The organism is Acinetobacter sp. GN11, from assembly GCF_054823985.1.
In genome coordinates this window covers 1-17,722 of the sequence record NZ_JRVL01000103.1, presented here as the reverse complement: position 1 = coordinate 17,722, position 17,722 = coordinate 1, and the positions used below count along the sequence as shown (strand labels likewise).

15 protein-coding genes and 2 pseudogenes are annotated in these 17,722 nt (G+C 40.6%); 6 read left to right on the top strand and 11 right to left on the bottom strand.

Translation table 11 applies throughout. The features are described from left to right. Positions 1 to 201: 201 nt before the first annotated feature. A complete protein-coding gene (gene add, locus NL42_RS10770; protein WP_461312735.1) occupies positions 202 to 1,197 on the bottom strand; it encodes an adenosine deaminase in 996 nt (331 codons plus the stop codon). A gap of 401 nt (positions 1,198 to 1,598) precedes the next feature. On the opposite strand from add, the gene NL42_RS10765 reads away from it, so the two are divergent. Continuing rightward, the gene (locus NL42_RS10765; RefSeq protein ID WP_009390617.1) at positions 1,599 to 2,774 is read left to right on the top strand and encodes a zinc-binding dehydrogenase; all 1,176 of its coding nucleotides are present in this window, start codon (positions 1,599 to 1,601) and stop codon (positions 2,772 to 2,774) included. 88 nt (positions 2,775 to 2,862) lie between these two features. Here the strand turns inward: NL42_RS10765 and NL42_RS10760 are convergent, their stop codons facing one another. Continuing rightward, on the bottom strand, positions 2,863 to 3,810 hold the full coding sequence (locus NL42_RS10760; protein WP_461312734.1) for a LysR substrate-binding domain-containing protein: 948 nt from the start codon (positions 3,808 to 3,810) through the stop codon (positions 2,863 to 2,865). 245 nt (positions 3,811 to 4,055) lie between these two features. Here NL42_RS10760 and NL42_RS10755 point away from each other — a divergent pair, with 245 nt between their 5' ends. The 3 genes from NL42_RS10755 to NL42_RS10745 all read left to right on the top strand — a co-directional run bounded on the left by NL42_RS10755 (position 4,056) and on the right by NL42_RS10745 (position 8,106). Continuing rightward, positions 4,056 to 5,276, top strand: a complete 1,221-nt coding sequence (locus tag NL42_RS10755) for an acyl-CoA dehydrogenase (RefSeq protein WP_461312733.1) — start codon at positions 4,056 to 4,058, stop codon at positions 5,274 to 5,276. 225 nt (positions 5,277 to 5,501) lie between these two features. Continuing rightward, positions 5,502 to 6,824: an MFS transporter gene (locus NL42_RS10750; protein ID WP_461312732.1), complete on the top strand. Its 1,323-nt coding sequence runs from the start codon at positions 5,502 to 5,504 to the stop codon at positions 6,822 to 6,824. Between the two features lie 52 nt (positions 6,825 to 6,876). Next, on the top strand, positions 6,877 to 8,106 hold the full coding sequence (locus tag NL42_RS10745) for a CaiB/BaiF CoA transferase family protein (protein WP_461312731.1): 1,230 nt from the start codon (positions 6,877 to 6,879) through the stop codon (positions 8,104 to 8,106). 89 nt (positions 8,107 to 8,195) lie between these two features. Here the strand turns inward: NL42_RS10745 and NL42_RS10740 are convergent, their stop codons facing one another. Continuing rightward, the gene (locus NL42_RS10740) at positions 8,196 to 8,855 is read right to left on the bottom strand and encodes a VOC family protein (RefSeq protein ID WP_461312730.1); all 660 of its coding nucleotides are present in this window, start codon (positions 8,853 to 8,855) and stop codon (positions 8,196 to 8,198) included. A 14-nt stretch (positions 8,856 to 8,869) separates the two neighbouring features. Next, complete coding sequence (locus NL42_RS10735) at positions 8,870 to 9,418, bottom strand: TetR/AcrR family transcriptional regulator (protein WP_461312729.1); 549 nt, start codon at positions 9,416 to 9,418, stop codon at positions 8,870 to 8,872. Between the two features lie 99 nt (positions 9,419 to 9,517). Here NL42_RS10735 and NL42_RS10730 point away from each other — a divergent pair, with 99 nt between their 5' ends. After that, positions 9,518 to 10,051, top strand: a complete 534-nt coding sequence (locus NL42_RS10730) for an HPP family protein (RefSeq protein WP_461312728.1) — start codon at positions 9,518 to 9,520, stop codon at positions 10,049 to 10,051. A gap of 78 nt (positions 10,052 to 10,129) precedes the next feature. On the opposite strand, the gene tcuB is transcribed toward NL42_RS10730, so the two are convergent. The 7 genes and pseudogenes from tcuB to NL42_RS10695 all read right to left on the bottom strand — a co-directional run. Further along, positions 10,130 to 11,263 (bottom strand): tricarballylate utilization 4Fe-4S protein TcuB, encoded by a 1,134-nt coding sequence (gene tcuB, locus NL42_RS10725; RefSeq protein WP_461312727.1) that lies wholly within the window; start codon positions 11,261 to 11,263, stop codon positions 10,130 to 10,132. Beyond that, on the bottom strand, positions 11,253 to 12,659 hold the full coding sequence (gene tcuA / locus NL42_RS10720) for an FAD-dependent tricarballylate dehydrogenase TcuA (RefSeq protein ID WP_461312726.1): 1,407 nt from the start codon (positions 12,657 to 12,659) through the stop codon (positions 11,253 to 11,255). The genes tcuB and tcuA overlap by 11 nt, the downstream gene beginning before the upstream one ends. Positions 12,660 to 12,762: 103 nt before the next feature. Then, positions 12,763 to 13,692: a LysR family transcriptional regulator gene (locus NL42_RS10715; RefSeq protein WP_461312725.1), complete on the bottom strand. Its 930-nt coding sequence runs from the start codon at positions 13,690 to 13,692 to the stop codon at positions 12,763 to 12,765. A 132-nt stretch (positions 13,693 to 13,824) separates the two neighbouring features. Continuing rightward, the gene (locus tag NL42_RS10710; RefSeq protein WP_205677736.1) at positions 13,825 to 14,619 is read right to left on the bottom strand and encodes a substrate-binding domain-containing protein; all 795 of its coding nucleotides are present in this window, start codon (positions 14,617 to 14,619) and stop codon (positions 13,825 to 13,827) included. Between the two features lie 86 nt (positions 14,620 to 14,705). Continuing rightward, positions 14,706 to 16,016: an MFS transporter gene (gene tcuC, locus NL42_RS10705; protein WP_016139159.1), complete on the bottom strand. Its 1,311-nt coding sequence runs from the start codon at positions 16,014 to 16,016 to the stop codon at positions 14,706 to 14,708. Positions 16,017 to 16,294: 278 nt separating this feature from the next. Beyond that, a complete protein-coding gene (locus tag NL42_RS10700; RefSeq protein ID WP_144735732.1) occupies positions 16,295 to 17,224 on the bottom strand; it encodes a LysR family transcriptional regulator in 930 nt (309 codons plus the stop codon). Between the two features lie 206 nt (positions 17,225 to 17,430). Next, a pseudogene (locus NL42_RS10695) lies at positions 17,431 to 17,508 on the bottom strand (LysE family translocator); the annotation flags it as partial. On the opposite strand from NL42_RS10695, the pseudogene NL42_RS10690 reads away from it, so the two are divergent. Continuing rightward, a pseudogene (locus NL42_RS10690) lies at positions 17,498 to 17,716 on the top strand (LysR family transcriptional regulator); the annotation flags it as partial. The pseudogenes NL42_RS10695 and NL42_RS10690 overlap by 11 nt on opposite strands. Positions 17,717 to 17,722: the final 6 nt, after the last annotated feature.

The window sequence follows — 17,722 nt, the reverse complement described above, 5'->3', positions numbered from 1 at the left end:
TCGTAGGTTCGAATCCTACTGCTCCGACCATATTTTAAAAGCGTTAAAGCTTTAAAAGATATCCCAAAGATTGAAAAGAATTTCTTCTTATCTTATCGATAGAAGGAATTTTTTTGTTTTCTAGTTCGAAATTTTAATTCAATCGTACTCCAATATTTGAACGTGTTTATATAAGCTCTGTTCTCTGTTCTCTGTTCTCTGTTATTGATATTTCTGTCTTAATTCATCTTTTTCTTGATCTGATAAAAATGCGATTTTAAGTCCATTTTCTTGAGCTGTATAAATTTGCTCAGGACTTAAACCTGCCAATGGGGCAGCAGTTAAATATTCATGTTGTATCTCAATGCCTTCTACTGCAGGGTCATCCGTATTAATAGTGGCAAGTACACCATGTTCTAAAAAAGTCTTTAATGGGTGCTCTGCTAAAGAAGGCACTGTGTTTGTTTGAATATTTGAAGTGAGACAAGATTCAATACCAATCTCATGTTTAGCCAAATAATCTAAAAGTTTTAAATCTTGAACTGCCTTAACACCATGCCCAATTCGTTCAGCACCTAATTCTTCAATGGCTTGCCAAATACTTTCTGGGCCAGCAGCTTCGCCTGCATGTACCGTAATATGCCAACCTGCATCACGCGCTTTTTTAAAGTGATCAATAAATAAATTGCCCGGAAAACCAAGCTCGTCTCCAGCAAGATCCAACGCTTTAATATCATTTTTATGGGTGAGTAGGGCATTTAATTCTTTTTCGCAAGCTTCCTGACCAAAAGTACGACTCATAATGCCAATTAGGTTCGCTTTTACGCCGTACGCCTGACTGCCTTCTTTGACTCCAGCAATAACCGCTTCAACAACGCCTTCAAGAGGGAGTTGATGGGTCATTCCCATATAACCTGGTGAAAAACGCAGCTCTACATAGTCTAGTCCTTGTTGGGCAGCATCCTGCATGTTTTCAAATGCAATACGCTTACAGGCATCTAAACTGGCTAATACTTTTACGCCCCAATCGAGCTTAGATAAAAAACTTAATAAGTCAGGTTGGTTATCCATCACTTGTACGTGTGGTCGTAAAGATTCAATGTCGTAAGCAGGTAAATCTAAATGGTACTGTTGGCCCAATTCTAAAATGGTTTGAATGCGAATGTTGCCATCAAGGTGGCGGTGTATATCTGTAAGCGGAAGCGTTTTTGTAATCATAGATTTCTTCTTATCAATTTGTCTTAATTCATCATGCCTGTTTAGAGCTGCTGATAAAAGTTTGGATTTGCTATGTTTTTGTGAAAAGCATTGAGTTGAGTTTTTTGAAGTTACTATATTTGTATAAGTTTTAATTTTGATGACATTGTTCTGGCCTAAGAAGACAACGCAGTCTGTGTAAGATACAAACACCAAGATTTTTATTGTTTTTAATTTCGCTGCGCCTGTTTTTGTTGACTCTTCAACAATAGATTGGCTGAAGAATGGTCATTGGTATTTTGCTTTTTAGTTGTAAAGATGAATAAAGGCTTGCTAAAGACCAAACCGATAAAGCGATTAATTTATCTGTAGAAATCTATTTCTGGCAAGTAAATGAAAAAGAAGAAATAGGAAGCACTCAAATGAAGTCGGTACTTTGTCATCAAGCAAAATTACAAGTGGTAGATCAGCCGAAATTAACGCCTGCAAAAGGACAGGTGTTATTGGAAGTGGTGCGATGTGGGATCTGTGGTTCAGATTTACATATGCAGCACCACTGCGACCATATGCATGATTTGGCTGCACGTGTCGGGTTTCATGGTTTAGCTAAGTCTACAGATCCGTTTGTATTGGGACATGAGTTTTGTGGCAAGGTTTTAGACTACGGTCCAAAAACACGTCATAAATTCAAAGCCGATACACTCGTTTGTGCAATGCCTCTTTTAAATGTAGATCAGCATGGCTATTTGTCTACAGGGCTTTCTCCAAATGCTTCGGGTGGTTATGCCGAGCAAGTATTGGCTCAATCAAGCTTGATGTTTGAAGTACCCAATGGTCTGGATGCGGATAGTGCTGCCATGACTGAACCTATGGCGGTTGCATTGCATGCTGTTCGCCGTAGCCGTGTGAAAACTGGTGAACCTGCAATTGTAATTGGCTGTGGTCCTGTCGGGCTAGGTGTCATATTAATGCTTAAAGCGGCTGGAGTTAAAACTGTAGTTGCCAGTGACTTTTCACCAAACCGCCGTAAGCTTGCCGAGCAATGTGGTGCGGATATTGTGGTAGACCCTAAAGAGACATCACCATTTGCCAACTGGAAAGAGTTTGGTTTGCTTGGCAATGTTTCTGATGCCATTAACATGGGCATGGGACTGTTTGATAAGTTGCAAGCGACACGCTTACCGTGGTGGCATGGATGGCGCATGATTGATAAGTTAGGTGCTCTGCCAAAACGTCCTGTTATTTTTGAATGTGTGGGTGTGCCGGGTGTTTTACAGCAAATTATTGAAGGTGCACCTTTGTTTTCCCGGATTGTCGGGGTGGGCGTCTGCATGCAAAGTGACAAAATCGAACCCGCACTTGCAATTAATAAAGAGTTAGAAATTCAGTTCGTGTTGGGTTATACACCGCTTGAGTTTCGAGATGCGCTACACATGATTGCAGAAGGTAAAGTGAATTGTTCACCGCTCATTACTGGTGTTGTCGGTTTAGAGGGGGTTACCAGTGCATTTGAAGCGTTACGTGACCCTGAGCAGCACGCCAAAATCTTGATTGACCCGAAACGTAGTGGTTCAGATATTCAATTAATGAGTCATTAATTCAAAGTTATTTACGTTTAACTAAAAGATTGTGATCTTATCAATCACAATCTTTTTTTATGGGTATAGATCGCACAAAGAGGCTCAGCTAATTTGTATTGGTCTTTAGTTGTTCTAGTTCTTGGTAAATCCACTCAACAAATTTTTGAATGGTCGGTGAGATGTCTTGGCTCGAATGGATGAGGTAGTACTTTCGGCTGCCTTTTAGTTTTTTATTAGAAACAATCACCAGTTCTTTTTTTTGTAGTTCAGACTCAATCAACATTTGTGGAATTAAGGCCATTCCCATGTCATGGCTGGCAGCAACCGCAAGCATTGAAAATAACTCATGGCGTTGTCCATCCAAAGGCTTTGGGTGTTGCATGTGATGGGTGAGAAACCATTCTTGCCAAATGCTAGGCCGAGTGGTTTGTTGTAGTAAGGGGATTTTCAATAAATCTTCTGAGTTTAGATCATAGGTATTTTCATTGATCATCACTGCATCTGGAAAATACTTTTTGATTAGTCTTGGGGAGCAAACAGGTACAATTTCTTCATCCATTAAATAGTGTGCTTGTATGCCAGGCCAGTGGTTAATTTGCTGCTGCGTACCTGCAAAAATAGCAGCGTCAAAAATATTGTCATTAAATAAAAATGGCTTGGTACTGGTTTCTAAGTGAACCGTAATTTCAGGGTGTTTTTGATTTAAAAGATGAAGTTTGGGTAATAGCCAGCGCGTTGCAAATGTAGGAACAACACCTAACTTTAATGTTCCACCTAAACCTTTATGAGAAATGACATCGGCCGTACATTTCTCTAGTCCTAATAAGTAAGGCTTAATGCTTTTAAAATATTGTTGGCCCGCAATAGTTAACTCGACGCCGTGCCGAGTGCGTATGAATAATTCAACTCCCAAGAAGTCTTCTAGCTGCTGAATTTGACGAGAGACCGCACTTTGAGTAATACATAACTCTTGCGCAGCATAGGTATAACTTAGATGTTTTGCTGCACTTTCAAAGCAAATCAGGCCCTGAATTGAAGGGATACTTCTTCGCATAAATAAATCCTTTTATTTGTCGTCATATTTCAAAACAGCATATGACCTAAATGCAGATATCGGAGTTTAGTATAAAAATAAGCCATTTTTAATGAAATACAATGAATTAAATATCTAAATTTAATCCTACTTATTTTAAGTATGCATAAGTCGCATATCTGCATGAAGATTTATCGTTTGATTACTGCATTTTTCACGCATAACATCGAGTTAAATAAAGAAGATCAAATCAAGCAGAGGATGCGATGAATCACATGGTGACAACAAAAAAAGCAAAAGTTCAATTTAACTGGCAAGACCCATTTTTAATTGAGCAACAGCTTACCGAAGATGAGCGCATGATTCGTGATGCGGCTCATGCCTATTGCCAAGAACGCTTGCAACCCCGTGTACTTGAACAATTCCGTCATGAAACAACAGATCCATCTATTTTTCGTGAAATGGGAGAGCTCGGCTTACTGGGTCCAACCATTCCTGAGCAATATGGCGGTGCGGGTTTGAACTATGTGAGTTATGGCTTGGTTGCGCGTGAAATTGAATATGTGGATTCGGGCTACCGCTCTATGGCGAGTGTACAAAGCTCATTGGTGATGGTTCCGATTCATGAATTTGGTAGTGAAGAGCAAAAGCAGAAGTACTTACCTAAACTTGCCACTGGTGAATACATTGGCTGTTTTGGTTTGACTGAACCTGACCATGGCTCAGACCCAGGCAGTATGATTACCCGTGCTAAAAAAGTTGACGGTGGTTATCGTTTAAGTGGCGCAAAAATGTGGATTACCAATAGCCCCATTGCCGATGTATTTGTCGTTTGGGCAAAAGAAGTTTCTGCTGAAGGTAATGTCGGTGATATTCGCGGCTTCATTTTAGAAAAGGGTTGGGAAGGTCTATCTGCGCCTGCCATTCATGGCAAGGTTGGTTTACGTGCATCCATTACAGGTGAAATCGTGATGGATAACGTATTTGTACCTGAAGAAAATGCTTTTCCTGAAATTCGAGGTTTAAAAGGTCCATTTACCTGTCTAAATAGCGCCCGTTATGGCATTGCATGGGGCGCAATGGGTGCTGCCGAGTTCTGCTGGCATACTGCACATCAATACACCATGGATCGTAAACAATTTGGTCGTCCATTGGCTGCAAATCAATTAATCCAAAAGAAACTGGCAGATATGCAAACAGAAATTGCTTTGGGTTTACAAGTAGCGTTACGTTTCGGCCGTATGAAAGATGAAGGCATTGCATCAGTTGAAGGTACATCTCTAATTAAGCGTAACAACTGTGGTAAAGCACTTGATATTGCTCGTATGGCACGTGACATGATGGGCGGAAACGGCATTAGTGACGAGTTTGGTGTAGCACGTCATTTGGTTAATCTTGAAGTCGTAAATACCTATGAAGGTACACATGACGTTCATGCCTTAATTCTAGGTCGTGCACAAACAGGCATTGCAGCATTTAGTAACTAACTCATTCATTTAAAAGATAGAGGTGTTCTTTCGAGAACACCTTTAGGGATTTTTACGCAAAAATTTATGGATAATGACAAGATTCATCGTAAGGATACTCATGTAAAGATACGCCTCTGTGTACTTAAAACTAAATGTAAGATGGTGAAAATTATATAAAATTAAGTCATACAGAAAACATAAGTAAGCTATCGATGACTCATTTGGGAAAATGAGGAACTAAAGATGAACAATGACGTTCAAGTAATATCGAAAGAATTAAGAAATACATTTCCAAGTAACCTTGGAACATATGAAAAGATTGGCCCTCATACATGGAAATGGGCGTTGTTATTTGCCTATTTTGCAATGGTGGTCGATGGCATTGATATTATGCTGTTGTCTTATAGCTTGACCAGTTTAAAGGCAGAGTTTGGTTTAAGTACCTTTCAAGCAGGTGCCTTAGGTAGTGCTTCTTTGGCAGGTATGGGTATTGGCGGTATTTTGGGAGGCTGGGCATGTGACAAGTTTGGCCGTGTTCGAACCATTGCCAACTCAGTAACCTTCTTTTCGGTAGCGACCTGTTTATTGGGCTTTACACAAAGCTTCGAGCAATTTATGGCCTTACGTTTTATTGGTGCTTTGGGTATTGGAGCACTCTATATGGCTTGTAATACCTTAATGGCTGAATATGTACCAACTACTTACCGTACAACGGTCTTGGGTACATTACAGACAGGTCAAACCGTAGGTTATATTGCTGCGACGTTATTAGCTGGCGCAATTATTCCAGATCATGGCTGGCGCGTTTTATTCTTCCTGACCGTAGTACCTGCTTTCGTTAATATTTTCCTGCAACGCTATGTGCCAGAGCCAAAATCTTGGCAGCTCACCAAAATTGAAAGTTTACAAGGCAACAGGCAGCCTAAAGAAATTGTGGCGGATGAAAAGCCGAAAAGTGGCAGTATCTATAAGCAAATTTTTAATAACTTTAAGCACCGTAAAATGTTCTTGTTGTGGATGACCACTGCATTCTTCTTACAGTTTGGTTATTACGGCATTAACAACTGGATGCCAAGTTATTTAGAAACAGAAGTGCATATGAACTTTAAAAACTTAACCAGTTATATGGTGGGTTCATATACCGCAATGATTTTAGGCAAAATTTTAGCGGGTTATCTTGCTGACAAATTTAACCGCCGTGCTGTTTTTGTGTTTGGAACAATTGCCAGCGCCGTGTTCTTGCCGATCATTATTTTCTTTAATACCCCTGACAATATTTTGTATTTATTAATCACTTTTGGCTTCTTATATGGCATTCCATATGGTGTAAATGCGACTTATATGGCTGAAAGTTTTTCAACCGATGTGCGCGGAACAGCCATTGGCGGTGCCTATAACATTGGTCGTGTCGGGGCCGCTATTGCACCAGCCACCATTGGTTTCTTGGCATCGGGTGGTACGTTTACCATGGCCTTTATTGTGATGGGCGCTGCGTATTTTGTTGCAGGTGTGTTGCCGGGTTTATTTATTAAAGATCGTCAGTACGATCCGCAAAAACAATCATAAACAATGACAGGAAGGTGCGTTGAGTACCTTCTAAAAAGATAAGGGTATCGTTATGGGTGCATTACAAGGAATTCGGGTTTTAGATTTAAGTCGTGTGCTTGCAGGGCCTTGGTGCGGACAGATCTTGGCAGACCTTGGCGCGGAAGTGATTAAAATTGAACGTCCTCGAGTAGGTGATGACACCCGCATGTGGGGGCCACCATGGATGCCCGATCAAGACGGAAACATGACGCGAGAATCTGGCTATTTCCAGTGTACTAACCGCAATAAATATTCAGTTGCTGTAGACATTACCACCCCCGAAGGTCAGGCCTTAATTTATGAAATTGCCAAGACTGCCGATGTCGTCATTGAAAATTATAAGACAGGGTCTTTGGCTAAATATGGTTTGGACTATGCTTCCTTAAGTGAGCTGAACCAGAACATTGTTTATTGCTCGATTACTGGGTTTGGGCAAGATGGCCCACGTGCAGAAGAACCCGGCTATGATTTTATTATTCAGGGTATGTCTGGCTTAATGAGCATTACTGGCGAGCCTGATGATGTGGCAGGCGGTGGTGCGCAAAAAGTTGGAGTGGCTGTTGTAGACATTCAAACTGGATTGTACTCCACCATTGCCATTCAAGCTGCCTTGATTGCACGCTCACACACGGGACGCGGTCAATATATTGATATGTCGCTCCTTGATGTGCAGGTCGCGGCATTGGCAAATCAGGGAATGAATTATTTAGCTTCAGGTAAAGCCCCGCAGCGCATGGGTAATCAACACCCAAGTATTGTGCCGTATCAAACTTTTAAGGCTAAAGATAAAGAATTTATTATTGCTTGCGGTAATGACAAGCAGTTTAAAGATTTGTGTATTGCGATTGGTTATCCAGAGTTACTCGAAAATGAAAAGTTTGTCCGTAATCAGGACCGCGTCAAATATCGAGATGAACTAATTCCTTTATTGTCGGAGCACTTTTTGCATAAAACTGCCAAAGAATGGGTCGAGATGATTCATGCGCTTAAAGTACCTGTAGGTGTTATCAACTCTATTGAAGATGCTTTGGCTGAACCACAAATTGTGCATCGCAATTTAGTGGTGAATATTCCTCATCGTTTAAATGAAAACTTCCAAACCATAGGTTCACCCATCAAGTTGTCTGATACTCCAGTTGAATATCATCATGCACCACCAGAGCTAGGTGAACATACTGCTCAAATCTTATCGAGATTTAAAACAGCAGAAGAACTCGCCGCGTTAAAGGAGAAGGGCATTATTGATGGAAAGATAGCTTAATTCATTGATGCTTTTAATGTAATTCAATATAAATAAAAAAACTGTGATTGGTAATAAATCACAGTTTTTATTATTAGAAAATCAGAGTCTTAATATTTAAAAATAAGCGGAAGCTCTGGTCTAAAATCATGAATTATTCCTTGAGGTTCATGATCAAAACTAATTTCCATTAAATGCTCCGATCCATCAGTCACTTCAAAACTATCAAGCGAATTGAACAGTAACGAAGTCGGATGCTGCTCTAGATTTGGAATAGAAACCTTAATCGCGGTGATTTCTGATAAATCTTTGCTATGCACAAGTGGTTGTTGTTTTTCTTTCGCAGCAAGGTCTGGTCGTGAAGCAAATGAAAGGAAGAACCACATTGGCTCAGATACCACAGAATCTTTGGCAACATTTACTTCTAAGCTGGCTGGTAAATAGCTTGGCTTGTAAACCCAATTAGGAAATTTTGCACCATTATCATCTTTATTTTTAGGTCTAAAACAAATACCAAAAGGGGAAGCGATATTATCTTGAGCACTGAGTCGTTCAAAGAGCAGGGTGGGTTTGGTTAGATCACTTGAAGCTTCTTCTGGGTTATTTAAAAAGATTAATTCGATAAAGCTATTTTTAAAGAAAAAACGTCTATTTTCTGTACCTTGACCTGGGTGCTTATTGGATGAGCCTTCTGTTAGACCAAATTTTTTTAAAGTTTCAGCTTCGGGAGCGCCTGATTGTACACAAATAAAAATATGGTCCACTTCCATTTTAAGTTCTCATGCTAATGTTGATGAATATTAAATAATTGATTAATAGAATTTTTCATATTTATCGCAAGTGTTTCATCGAAACCATCGACTAAAAAGCGGCTAATGAGGCCTTCAATAACCGTGTAGATCAGCTCAGATAAAGCTTCACCATTGGGTATATTGCAGTTTTCCGCAATCAGTACTTTAATCCATTGTTTATGGGCTTTAGAAATAGAAATAATGTCTTGATCATCTTGGTTAGATTCAGCGACCGCTCTTACAAATAAACAGCCTTTAAAAAAATCCTGCCTAAACCAATTGGTATGCCAATCAAGAATTTTATTGATGGCCTCTGACCCTGTTGTATCTCCCACATAGCCTAAAAGACTTTGCTTAAACCGTTCATCACGAGCAACGAGTACAGACTTAACCAGTTGATTCTTATTTTTATAGTACGTGTACATGGTGGTTTTGGAACAACCGGATTCATCGCGAATCAGGTCGACACCAACCCCGACAAAACTATTTTCGTTAAATAACTTCTCGGCTGTATCTAATATTTTTAAGGCAGATTTTGACATGTGTCTTTTCCAAAAAATAAAATAGTACAGATCTGTACTATTTGGAATTTTATCTATATGCTTTTTAAAAAGCAACTTTTTGTTTGAGGAATACAACCCATGTTCTCGATCTTTTATGGCAAAGAAAAACTAGCCCCATCGCCCAATAAAATTGATATTTTAAGAAGTCTTATTGGGGGTACAGTCAGTATTTTTATACTGTTGTGGTTGAGTAAGCTCACACACAATATTTTTATCATGGCGCCGTTTGGTGCGACTTGTGTACTGCTTTATACCGTGTCTCAGTCACCTTTGGCACAGCCGAGAAATATCATATTTGGGCATTTTATCTCGGCTTTTGTAGGTTTGTTTTTTCTAAAATTTGTCGGTGTTTCCATTTTTACAATTGCTTTATCAGTGGGCTGTGCTATTGCACTTATGCAAGTGTTTAAATGTGTTCATCCACCTGCGGGTGCCAATCCTCTGGTTATTTTGCTTACCGCGAGCAGCATACATTACGAGTGGAGTTTCTTAATTTTTCCTGTTTTGGTCGGTGCCGTGTCTTTAGTCTTGGTGGCAATGCTGATTAATAATATTAAAGCGAGCACCAAGTGGCCGATGTATGGCTTAGGAATTTTAAATAGTAAAAAGTAGGGAAGGCATGAAGTGTTTTGAGCTGAAAAATAATAAAAGTATTCACTACACCAAGATAGTGAATACTTTTGAATGAAATTATGACTTTTTAGAAATACGTTCTTCGATGGCAAATTTGAGTAGAGAAGCACTACGGTAAAAACCATGTGCGAACTTTCCAAATGGCATGGTAATAAAGAAGGTCATGACCGTAGCTAAATGGAAAATCAGTAAAAGTGCCATGTAAGGGGTATTGCGAAATGCCATGAGGGCTAGCCCTGAAGCGCTAACGATAAGTAGAAGGAAGATAAAGCCTCGATCTACAGGTTTTTGCTCGCGGTCACCATGTAATGGATGGCGTTTAAGATTTAAATAGAGTAAGCCAGATGGCCCGACAACTAAGCCAAACCCACCCAACGTACCTAAAATAACAGGCAAGCTAAAGATAGGGTACGGCGCATGCAGGTTAAGGAAGTAGTGATATAAAGTCGCTACGCCTGTGGCTGCAAAGCAGAGCATAAAGCCATAAAACGTCATGTGATGGAACACGCGGCGGATTTGGGTATAACGGTCATCTTGCTCATTACAGCCTTTGCCATGTCCACCATCTAAATATTTAAGTGTTAATACATTTTGAGAGGCTTGAATAAGGTCTGGTTTCTCAACTTTGCCGTGAATAACTTTAGACGTCTGTCTCCAAAATTTACTAATTCCGATACCGAGCAAAACAATCGCAACTGTAAAGGTCGCTCCAAACAATAGAGCTAAAAAGTTATGCGGGAAAATCGCATAGAAATTACCTTGATAGCCTGCAAACAGGTCGGTGCCTTTGTACCAGACCACAGCTAACATGCATAAAAAGAAAATAACTGATAACGCCGAAACAAAAGGAATGCCGACAGACTTATAAAGTCGGCCTAAAGGCTGCGGTGTAGCAAACTCTTGGTAAGTTTCCAAACGTACTTGCGCCATCGCTTTTGGAATGTTTACACCAAACTCATGTGGCGGGGCATATTGGCAAGCGTGTAAACATGCACCACAGTTATGGCAAAGGTTTGCGAGGTAATGAATATCGGCTTGATTAAACTCAAGACGCTTGGTCATCGCAGCAAATACAGCACAAAACGACTCACAGTAACGACAAGCATTACAAATTTGTAGCGCTCTTTGAACTTCCTGCTCATGGTCAGAGAGCTGAACAACTGGAATTAGGGCTTTAGTACTAGCATTCATGTTCAACTCCTTGTGTAAGTGCATAGTGGGCTGCATTTTTTCCGGCAATACGTCCAAAGGTCGTGCCAATCGACATACCAACGCCTGCGGTATAGCCCTGACCAAGTACGTTACCTGCCATCATTTCACCTGCGACAAACAGGTTGCGGCTGGCTTTATTGTTAAAACGTACCGCAGCATCGTCTTCGACTTTTAAGCCTAAATAGGTAAAGGTAATGCCGGGTTTAAGCGCATAGGCATAGAACGGTGGGCGATCGAGAGGAACCGCCCAATGGGTTTTGTTGGGAACAATATTTTCGGTGGTACAGTCGTCTAAAATCGTATGGTTAAAGGTGCCTTGTACACAGGCTTGATTAAATTCTTCTACCGTGTGACAGAAGGTTTTTGCATCTAGCCCGATTTTTTCAGCCAGTTCTTGAATGCTATTTGCTTTTACACCCGCAAACACAGGTGGCATAAAGCGCCCAATGGCTTTTGAATCAATAATCGAATAGGCAATTTGCTGCGGTTGTTTGGCAACAAGGCGACCCCAAATCGCATAACGTTTTGGCCAGAAGTCTTCGCCCTCATCGTAAAAACGCTCGGCTTTGTTATTGACCACAATACCCAATGAAACGCAGTCAATACGGGTGCAGATACCGCCATCATATAACGGTGCTCGTGCATCTACGGCCACGCAATGCGATTGTGATGGGTCACCAATAATATCGGCGCCTTGATCTATCATAAATTTGAGCAAGTTGCCTTGATTAAAGCGGGTTCCGCGAATAATGAAATTATCGGCAGGCCATTCGCCGTTTTCATTTTGTCCCCATGCTTCTCTTAACCACTCCAAATTTGACTCAAAACCACCTGCGGCCAATACACAGCTTTTCGCTTTAAACACACGACCATCTTCAGCAATTGCAGCTTCAAAATGTCCTTGGTTTAACTTTAAATCTTTAATTTTTGTGTTGTATAAAATCTCAATACCAAGTTCTTGGGCACTACGGTAATACGCATTAATGAGGGCTTTACCACCACCCATAAAAAACGCATTGGTACGTGCAACATGCAAAGCACCCGATAGAGGTGGCTGAAAATTCACACCATGTTTACGCATCCAGTCACGACAGGTCGCCGTGCTACGAATAACCAGACGAGCTAAGTGCTCATTAGTTTTTCCGGCAGTTACTTTAAGTAGGTCTTGCCAATATTCTTCTTCGGGGTAGGCATCGACCAATACATCTTGAGGAGCATCATGCATGCAGCGAAGGTTACGAGTGTGTTGTGAGTTACCACCACGCCATTCTTTAGGTGCTGCTTCTATGACAAGCACAGACGCGCCACTTTCTTTTGCCGTGAGCGCGGCACAAAGTGCGGCATTCCCACCACCAATTACAATCACATCATGCATGGATTTCTCCCTTTCTCAGCTAGGGTTAATGTAGCTTTAAAAGGGAAGGCCAAGTGAGGGGCTAAGCTTGAATGGGTGTTTAGTAAAAATAAACACTAAGAGCTTAAGTGTTTATGAGTTCCGCACCGGGCCAGCGCTTTTCATTAATCAAGTTGGTTACACAAGCACGAATCACCACTTTAGTAGCTAAAGTGGCAGGTGAGATTTCTTCTTCAGATAAACTAATTAAATAGTTAATACGTTCAATTGCAGGTTCTACAACGCGCAGTAAACATAAGTCTTGCCGAGAGTTTAATGCTGCACCCGCAGGTTGGATGGTTGCCATTTCAAGTTGGCTAATGCTTTCCATTAGCAAATGTAGCCCATCAATTTCATAGGCCACTTTAAGCTGATGAATTTTTTGTTCGAGCAACAAGCGTAGTCCATGTCGTTGACTCGGTAAAATCAGAGGAAGTTCTTTAAGCTGTGAATGGGTAATGGTCTGAGTGTCTATACAGCTTTCAAGGTGGTACTGGCTCAGCACTTCTTTAGGCGAAATTAAAAACATCTGTTCTTTGACTAAAGGCTGTATCGCCCATTGTGGGTCTACATCGTCACTAAAGATGATTGCAACATCGAGCTGTCTTGCATTAACCAAGGCTTTGAGATCACCAGATAAGCCTTCAATTAAACGTACTTTAATGTCGGGATAGCGATTTCTCATGAGTTTTAAAAAATGCGTGCCAATAACCGCTGCAACACTCGGAGAAAAACCGACGGTAACATGTCCACTTAAACGTGAAGAATGAGCAGAATCTACGGCATGGTCTAGGTGCCTAAGTGCAAGTTGAACCTGTTGAAAAAAAGCTAAACCCGCAGGGGTGGGAACTGTACCTAGGGCGGTGCGCTGTAAAAGGCGAATAGAAAGTTCGCTTTCTAATTTTGAGATTTGCTGACTTAATGCAGACGTTCCAATATCGAGATTTTTTGCAGCTTTACCCAAGCTTCCTGACTCGATCACTGCAATAAAATACTTTAATTGTTTGAGTTCCACGGCAAATACTACATTGACCTTTATTGATTATTCTACACTGGTTTAATTGCTATACATTTTGTTCTATTGAGCTGAGTAAACCACCAAAAGAGTAAAGGCAACATCACCTCAAGATGTTGCCTTTTAGAGCTTTTATTGTTTAACCTGCTCAAGACCCTGTTCTTCAATAATTTGTGTTGCTTGAGGCGATTTCACAAATTTGATGAGCTCTTTTGCGACTTTTTCATGTTCAGAGTTTTTACCAATGCCTGCTGCAAATACAGTGACTTTTTGATAAGGCGCAGGAATTGGACCGACTAAATCAACTTGACCATATTGGCCGGTAAAAGGTTTGATTTCACTAATTTGCTGGAAACCAATATCAAACTGACCTTCAGCAATACGTTTTGCAACGCGGTCACCTACCACTTTTTCTGCTTTACCAGAAATCACTTTGTATTCGACAGGTGGGAAGCTTGGGAAAACATCTTTTTCAAGATGCGTGCCGCTTGCACTTGCTGAATAGCCGATGTGCTTGGCATTTAATAAAACCTTTTCGAATTTTGCAGCAGAGCTAATATCTGGTTTTGGCGCACCTTTAGGCACAGCCATGCCAATACTTGAATTGACTAAAGCACTTTGTGAATTTGAGTCGACATAACCTTTTTCTGCAAGCTTGTTCAGTTCAGGAGCAGCCAACACCACCACATCAAAATGTTCACCACGATCGAGTCGATTTGGAATAGCAGTTGGCGACGCGCCCATTGATGAACCAGATGAAAGGTGAACCGTGTGACCAGTTTGCTTTTCAAATATCGGAATGAGTTTTTCCATAGATGAATAGAAACCGCCTGAGCTAATTACTTCGAGTGTATCTGCGTTAGCAAGGGTTGATCCTAAGCCTGCACCAGCTAGGCAAATAGTCATGAAGATAGGGGACTTTTTCATAGTATCTCGCTTTAATGATAGGAGAGCACAGTACGGCTGCAATATGCGCCGTACTGTTCATTAAAATTTCAGGTTAAGTTGTTGTTTTAAGCGCTAACCTTAGCAGGTTCAGCAATCGGGTCAGCATTCTTCTGCTTAGAACCACGACATAGATATAAGCTTGAGATTAGGCTACATACCGCTGCTAACATCAGCCAGAATGCTGGTGTACTTGCGTTGCCTGTGTGTTCAACTAGATATGTACATGCAATTGGAGTCATGCCACCAAAAATAGCTGCTGCAAGGCTGAACGCTAAAGAGAAGCCGACTGTACGTACGCGTTTTGGCATTACTTCGGCAAGCGTTGCGACCATGGTGCCGTTGTACAGACCAAAGAAGAACGAGAAGTAAGCAAGCGTAATAATCAGATTGGTAAAACTAATGTCACTCACCAACCAGCTTAAAACTGGATACGTTGTAAAGATGGCAAGGGTTGTGATGCCGACTAAAACTGGACGACGACCAATTTTGTCTGAAAGTAAGCCACCCATTGGTAACCAGAAGAAATTTGATAAACCCACAAATACGGTTGCTAAAAGACTATCCGTTACCGACATTTCTAAAGTACGTTTTGCATACACCGTGGTGTAAACCGTAATGAAGTAGAACGTTGTTGTGGTCATGGCACTCATCATCATGCCCGCAAGTACGATGCGCCAGTTGCTCGCAAGCGTGCTGAAAATTTCTTTGGTCGATGGATGAGTTTTTTGTGCTTTAAAGTCTTCAGTTTCTTCTAATGTACGGCGGAACAAGAAGATTAAAGGAATAATCAGACAACCAATTAAGAACGGAATACGCCAGCCCCATTCACCCACTTGAGCATGAGTTAAAATGGTGTTGAGCCAGTAGCCAAGTAATGCTGCAAATACAACCGCAATTTGTTGGCTGCCAGACTGCCAGCTTGTGATAAATCCACGGTTTTTATCTGTTGCAATCTCAGCTAGATAAATCGATACACCGCCAGATTCAACACCTGCCGAGAAGCCTTGTAATAGACGTCCAATCACCACCAAAATTGGTGCAAGAATACCAATAGTCTCATAACCCGGTACAAAGGTAATTAAGATGGTTCCGATTGCCATAAGGCTTAAAGTCACAATAAGACCTTTACGTCGACCAACTCTGTCGACATAAGCGCCCAAGAAAATAGCGCCGAGAGGACGCATAAGAAAGCCCGCAGCAAATACGGTAAATGTCATCATTAAAGAGACATATTCATTTTCAGAGTGGAAAAATTTTGCTGCGATATAAGTGGCATAGAAACCAAAAAGAAAAAAATCGTACTGTTCTAAAAAGTTGCCACTCGTTACATTTAATATTTTTTTAAAAGTAGCCCTACGGTTATTCACGACATCCATTGGAGACCTCCTTGGCCTGACAAAATGGAAACATTCACTATTTTCAATAGAGGGCCTTAAATCGACTCATTCAATAAACCTAAATAGCAAATGGGTCAGAGATGAGATTTAAAGGTGTCCTTCGTAGAAAATGTGATGCCTTGTTTCCAGTTCAAACTACACATCTATAATTCGATAAACAGAAATTCACTTATCATTCAGATGAAAATGTAATCTTAAAAAGCAGGAGGGAGTGAGAGGGCAAAATTAATTAGGTATTTAATAAAATTAATGACCCTTTATAAAATAATTTCAGAACACGGCCAAATTTGGTTTTGAATCAACTCTTTCACACAGGCTTTAATTGCCGATTTTGCAGCCAGTGCCGCAGGTGATAATTCTTCTTCGGCAAGGCTTACCAAGTAATTGATTCGCTCAACTTCAGGATCGATCAATTTTAGTAGTTGAAGTTTATGTTTGTATTCTTGCAGACAAGCACTTCCGGGACGAACACTTGCAAGGTCAAGGTGAATCAGACTGTCCATGAGTAAGTGTAGACCATCAATTTCATAGACGACATTAAGCTGCCCAATCTTGTGCTCAAGTAGTTTTCTTAAGCTATGACGCTGCCGTGGCAACACCAAGGGAATGTCACCAATTTGTTGAGACTGGATAATTCCACTTTTGATGCACTCGGCAAGGCCGTATTTTTCGAGCACTTCCTTTCGTGCCATTAAATACATTTGCTCGCGTACCAGCGGTTGTATCGACCACTGTTTATCAATTTCATTGGTAAAAATAATGGCAATATCAAGCTGACGCGAATTAATTGACTGAATTAGATTGCCCGACAAGGTTTCCACAATTTCTAGACGAATGTCTGGATAGCGTTCAGACATTAGTTTCATTAAAGGGATGCCAATTAAAGCGGTAATGGTTGGTGGAAATCCAAGGCTGACATGACCTGATAGCCGTGCTGAATGCGCAGCGTCTATTGCGAAGTTTACTTGACGCAAAATAAGTTGAGAGTGTTTTAAAAAGGCCAGACCCGCGGGTGTAGGCGTGACGCCAAAAGCATTACGCTGTAATAAGCGAATGCTTAACTCTTGTTCTAGCTTACTAATTTGCTGACTAATGGCCGAAGCACCGACATCGAGTTTTTGGGCAGCTTTACCAATACTGCCTGCTTCAACTACCGTCAAAAAATATTTTATTTGTTTGATTTCCATAATAAATGTATTCGCTCATCATCCTTGATTTATAGAAATATGAAGGATTGGAAAATCTATCATGCGTTTTCATATTAACAGCAAAGCATAAAAAAGTTTCTTAAAAATTAAATAGCTCTTTTGGAAAAGTCTTATAAAAAGCTTTTTAAAAGTACAAACCATATATAAGCATAAGCAACTTATTCTTCCATAAAATGAGTGTCTTACTAAAACTTAGTAAAAAGAAGAATCACACCTAATGCACATAAAATTGAACCAATCACTTTATTAATCTGCACTTGCTTAGCCGGACTCGGAGCAACAGTCATCTCAATTTATATGATTGAAAAAGAGTTAGAGTGGAACGTACTGCAAAAAATTTCACCAGTTGTACAAGACGGTTCAGCCTATTATTTACTTTCTGATAGCGCTTTTGAAGAAGACCCACGGAAGAGTATATTTTTAGAATGGCTAAAAGCAGAGATGAGCGAGAGTCAGCATAAATTGCTTTAGGCTTAT

Bases quoted from the DNA above. Each gene is read 5' to 3' on its own strand.
- add (WP_461312735.1), bottom strand. From the start codon at position 1,197: ATGATTACAAAAACGCTTCCGCTTACAGATATACACCGCCACCTTGAT.
- NL42_RS10740 (WP_461312730.1), bottom strand. From the start codon at position 8,855: ATGGAAGTGGACCATATTTTTATTTGTGTACAATCAGGCGCTCCCGAA.
- NL42_RS10745 (WP_461312731.1), top strand. From the start codon at position 6,877: ATGGGTGCATTACAAGGAATTCGGGTTTTAGATTTAAGTCGTGTGCTT.
- NL42_RS10735 (WP_461312729.1), bottom strand. From the start codon at position 9,418: ATGTCAAAATCTGCCTTAAAAATATTAGATACAGCCGAGAAGTTATTT.
- NL42_RS10750 (WP_461312732.1), top strand. From the start codon at position 5,502: ATGAACAATGACGTTCAAGTAATATCGAAAGAATTAAGAAATACATTT.
- tcuB (WP_461312727.1), bottom strand. From the start codon at position 11,263: ATGAATGCTAGTACTAAAGCCCTAATTCCAGTTGTTCAGCTCTCTGAC.
- tcuC (WP_016139159.1), bottom strand. From the start codon at position 16,016: ATGGATGTCGTGAATAACCGTAGGGCTACTTTTAAAAAAATATTAAAT.
- NL42_RS10700 (WP_144735732.1), bottom strand. From the start codon at position 17,224: ATGGAAATCAAACAAATAAAATATTTTTTGACGGTAGTTGAAGCAGGC.
- NL42_RS10765 (WP_009390617.1), top strand. From the start codon at position 1,599: ATGAAGTCGGTACTTTGTCATCAAGCAAAATTACAAGTGGTAGATCAG.
- NL42_RS10760 (WP_461312734.1), bottom strand. From the start codon at position 3,810: ATGCGAAGAAGTATCCCTTCAATTCAGGGCCTGATTTGCTTTGAAAGT.
- tcuA (WP_461312726.1), bottom strand. From the start codon at position 12,659: ATGCATGATGTGATTGTAATTGGTGGTGGGAATGCCGCACTTTGTGCC.
- NL42_RS10755 (WP_461312733.1), top strand. From the start codon at position 4,056: ATGAATCACATGGTGACAACAAAAAAAGCAAAAGTTCAATTTAACTGG.
- NL42_RS10730 (WP_461312728.1), top strand. From the start codon at position 9,518: ATGTTCTCGATCTTTTATGGCAAAGAAAAACTAGCCCCATCGCCCAAT.
- NL42_RS10710 (WP_205677736.1), bottom strand. From the start codon at position 14,619: ATGAAAAAGTCCCCTATCTTCATGACTATTTGCCTAGCTGGTGCAGGC.